The sequence below is a fragment of the Chryseobacterium sp. VD8 genome (assembly GCF_037149975.1).
GTDB lineage: Bacteria > Bacteroidota > Bacteroidia > Flavobacteriales > Weeksellaceae > Chryseobacterium > Chryseobacterium indicum.
In genome coordinates, this window is sequence record NZ_JBBCQL010000319.1 from 1 (window position 1) to 3763 (window position 3763).

The 3763-nt window shown below is 36.0% G+C and carries 5 protein-coding genes; all 5 read right to left on the reverse strand.

Going from position 1 to position 3763, the window contains the following annotated elements:
* Positions 1-530 (reverse strand): 1-(5-phosphoribosyl)-5-[(5-phosphoribosylamino)methylideneamino]imidazole-4-carboxamide isomerase (locus WFK35_RS21320; RefSeq protein ID WP_336734539.1); only part of this gene is annotated, 530 nt, incomplete at its 3' end.
* A gap of 8 nt (positions 531-538) precedes the next feature.
* Positions 539-1117 (reverse strand): imidazole glycerol phosphate synthase subunit HisH, encoded by a 579-nt coding sequence (hisH, locus tag WFK35_RS21325; RefSeq protein WP_336734540.1) that lies wholly within the window; start codon positions 1115-1117, stop codon positions 539-541.
* A complete protein-coding gene (hisB, locus tag WFK35_RS21330) occupies positions 1117-2211 on the reverse strand; it encodes a bifunctional histidinol-phosphatase/imidazoleglycerol-phosphate dehydratase HisB (protein WP_336734541.1) in 1095 nt (364 codons plus the stop codon). Before hisB ends, hisH begins: the two co-directional genes overlap by 1 nt.
* Before the next feature lie 64 nt (positions 2212-2275).
* Positions 2276-3301: a histidinol-phosphate transaminase gene (gene hisC, locus WFK35_RS21335; RefSeq protein WP_336734542.1), complete on the reverse strand. Its 1026-nt coding sequence runs from the start codon at positions 3299-3301 to the stop codon at positions 2276-2278.
* Positions 3288-3763: histidinol dehydrogenase (locus WFK35_RS21340; RefSeq protein ID WP_336734543.1), on the reverse strand; the 476-nt coding region annotated here is incomplete at its 5' end. The genes WFK35_RS21340 and hisC, both read right to left, overlap by 14 nt.

Below are 3763 nucleotides of genomic sequence, written 5' to 3' on the forward strand. Positions count from 1 at the left end.
CCCTGAAGCATTCCGTCTTTGGAAATATCCGTGCAGATCACGTTTTTAATTCCTTTATTTTTATATTTGAGAATAAAATCGATCACATCCAGTTGGCTTTCTTCCAGCCAGCCCGAAGTTTTTATCTTGCGGTTTTCGCAGTCGGCTCCGAGAATAATTTTATCGGAACCGTATTTTTCAATCAGATCAAAACAGAAATCAGGATCCTGAACCGCAATACTTCCAATCGTAATCTGCTTTGCTCCAGAATTAAAGGCAGTTTCAATGTCTTCCAGAGTTTTCAGTCCGCCGCCAAAATCAATTTCCAGAGAAGTTTCTTTCGCAATAGTTTCCAAAACCTTTTGGTTAACAATATGTTTAGATTTTGCACCGTCAAGATCCACCAAATGAAGATATCGGATGCCAAAACTTTCAAATTCTTTGGCAACTTCAAGCGGATTTTCATTGTATATTTTTTTGGTATCGTAATCTCCTTTCGACAAACGGACGCATTTTCCGTCGATGATGTCTATAGCGGGAATAATTTTCATATTCAGTTTTATTGTTTTAAAAAGTTTTCCAGTAAACGGCTTCCTATATCTCCTGATTTTTCGGGGTGAAACTGCATCGCATAAAAATTATTCTTTTGCAGAGAAGCACTGAACGGCAGAATATAGTCACAGACCGATGTCGTATTTTCCGATAATTCGCAATAGAAACTGTGAACGAAATACACATCATTGTTTTCTTCAATGCCAGAAAATATTCCGGATTTAAAATCTGAAATCGTATTCCATCCCATGTGCGGAACAATATTCTTTGCAGGGAACTTTTTAACATCGATATCAAAGATTCCCATCCCGACTGTATTTCCTTCTTCATTGTTTTTACACATGAGCTGCATACCCAGACAAACGCCTAAAACCGGCTGTTTTAAAGTGGGAATTAACTGATCCAGACCTTTTTCCTTTAATAATTTCATGGTAGAAGACGCTTCACCCACTCCCGGGAAAATCACTTTGTCGGCTTTTCTTATCAGGTCAAAATCATCAGTTACCACAGATTCTACATGTAATCTGTTCAATGAATTCTGTACGGAATTGACATTTCCGCCATTGTATTTGATGATGGCAATCATTATAAACTTCCTTTGGTTGATGGTATATTAAAATTCGTATCCGTCTGTTTCACTGCCATTTTTACCGCTTTGGCAAATGCTTTAAACACAGATTCGATCTTGTGGTGTTCGTTATCTCCTTCCACTTTAATGTTGAGATTACACTTTGAAGAATCGGTGAACGATTTGAAGAAGTGGTAAAACATTTCAGTCGGAACATCGCCAATTTTCTCACGTTTGAAATCCGCTTCCCACATTAACCACGGTCTTCCTCCGAAATCGATGGCGACCTGCGCCAAACAATCATCCATCGGAAGCAGGAAACCGTAACGTTCAATTCCTTTTTTCTTTCCCAAAGCTTTTAAAACAGCTTCTCCAAGAACAATTCCCGTGTCTTCAATGGTGTGATGCTCATCAACCTGCAAATCTCCTTTCACGTTAATTTTCAAATCTAAATTTCCGTGTTTGGAAATCTGTTCGAGCATGTGATCAAAAAAGTGTAATCCGGTTGAAATTTCAGAGGCTCCGCTTCCATCAAGATTAACTTCAACTTCAATTTCTGTTTCATTGGTCTTTCTGGATACTTTTGCTTTTCTCGGAATATTCGTCAAAAACTGAACGATTTCGCTCCATCTTTCCGTTGTTAAATCAGCTTCATAATTCTGAACTTTACTAATCAATATGGATTTTGAGCCTAAGTTTTTCGCCAACTGAATATCTGTAAGCCGGTCTCCAATCACAAATGAATTTTTAAGATCGTAATCTCCGTAAATATATTTCCCCAACATTCCGGTTCCCGGTTTTCTTGTGGGCAAGTTTTCGCTTTCAAAACTTCTGTCGATCAGAATATCATTAAAAATAATTCCTTCATTCTCAAAAGCTTTTAACATTTTTTCCTGTGGTCTGATGAAATCTTCATACGGAAAACTTTCGGTTCCCAAACCGTCCTGATTGGTTACCATAACGAGTTCAAAATCAAGTTCTCTGGCAATTCTGGAAAGATTCTGGAAAACTCCGGGATAAAATTCCAGCTTTTCAAGAGAATCAACCTGAAAATCAATGGGCGGTTCTAAGATTAAAGTTCCGTCACGGTCTATAAATAATACTTTTTTCATTTTACTTTTCGTTTACTTTTCTAAACCTCACAGGTTTTAAAAATCTGTAAGGTTTCAGATTTAATTAAATACTTTTTAAGACGTTAATCAGCTTATTGTTTTCTTCTCTATTACCCACATTAATTCTAATACAATCCGGAATCTGAGGACTTCTTTTGCTCGTCAGAATATCATTTTCCAGCAATTTCTGGTACACCTTATCCACATTTTCAAACTGAATCAGGAAGAAATTGGCGTCGCTTGGAAATACTTTTTTGATGCAATTTATCGTCTCTAATTCATTTTTCAACCAGGAAATTTCATTTAAAGTATTATCTATATTAGATTTTATAAATTCTTTATTAGTAATAAGTTCCGATATTTTATTTAAACTTAAAGAATTAACATTGTATGGAGATTTTACTGTATTGATCAATTGAATAATTTCTTCTGAACCATATGCAATTCCCACTCTTGCTCCTGCCATTCCCCAAGCTTTGGAAAACGTCTGAAGAACGATAAGATTAGGAAATTTTCCCAACAGTTCAATACAGGATTTCTTTCCTGAAAAATCAATATACGCTTCATCCACCACAACAATTCCTTCAAAATTCTGAATGTAAAATTCAATGTCTTCAATAGAATTTCCGGTAGGATTATTGGGCGAACATAAAAAGAAAACTTTTGGTTTTTCTTCGTTTGAGATTTTTAAAAATTCTTCTTTATCAATTCCAAAATTTTCATTCAGATTCAGTTTAACCACTTTATTTTCATTTACCGAAGCATAAAATCCGTACATTGCAAAAGAAGGATTCATCATCAGAATAGCATCTTTCTTAGGTTCACAAAAAACTTTCACGATAAGATCGATCAGTTCATCACTTCCGTTTCCGACTGCAATCTGTTTAGCCGAAACATCCTTCAAAACTGCCAATTTTTGTTTCAATTCTTTTTGAGTAGAATCCGGATAACGGTTCAATTCTCCGAACGCGCTTTCATTCGCATCCAGAAAAACAGGATTTTCAAATGTATTGTTGTCCCTGAAACTTACATAAGACTGCAATTCCAGAATATTTTTTCGTACTAAATCTTTGATGTTAAATTCTTTCATTCTGTTCTTTTAATCTGATACTTACGGCATTTTTGTGTGCGAATAATCCTTCCGCTTCTGCCATTATTTCAATGGTTTTTCCTAAACTTTTCAATCCCTGTTCCGACAGATTCTGGAAAGTAATTTTCTTCACAAAACTGTCAAGAGAAACCCCGCTGTAATTTTTCGCAAAACCGTTCGTAGGAAGGGTGTGATTGGTTCCGCTCGCGTAATCTCCCGCACTCTCGCAAGAATAATTTCCTAAGAAAACAGAACCGGCATTCTGAATTTTCGGAATATAATTTTCAAAATCATTAACGGCTAAAATCAAGTGTTCCGGAGCGTACAAATTGCTGAATTCCAAAGCTTCATCTATTGAATTCAATAAAATAAAGTGGCTGTTTTTCAAAGATTCTGCCGCCATTTCACTTCTTGGAAGTGCTTCAAGCTGTTTTTGGGTTTTCAGAAGGGTTTCATTAAGAA

Coding starts and splice junctions, on each gene's coding strand:
- hisC (WP_336734542.1), bottom strand. CDS start 3,301: ATGAAAGAATTTAACATCAAAGATTTAGTACGAAAAAATATTCTGGAA.
- hisB (WP_336734541.1), bottom strand. CDS start 2,211: ATGAAAAAAGTATTATTTATAGACCGTGACGGAACTTTAATCTTAGAA.
- hisH (WP_336734540.1), bottom strand. CDS start 1,117: ATGATTGCCATCATCAAATACAATGGCGGAAATGTCAATTCCGTACAG.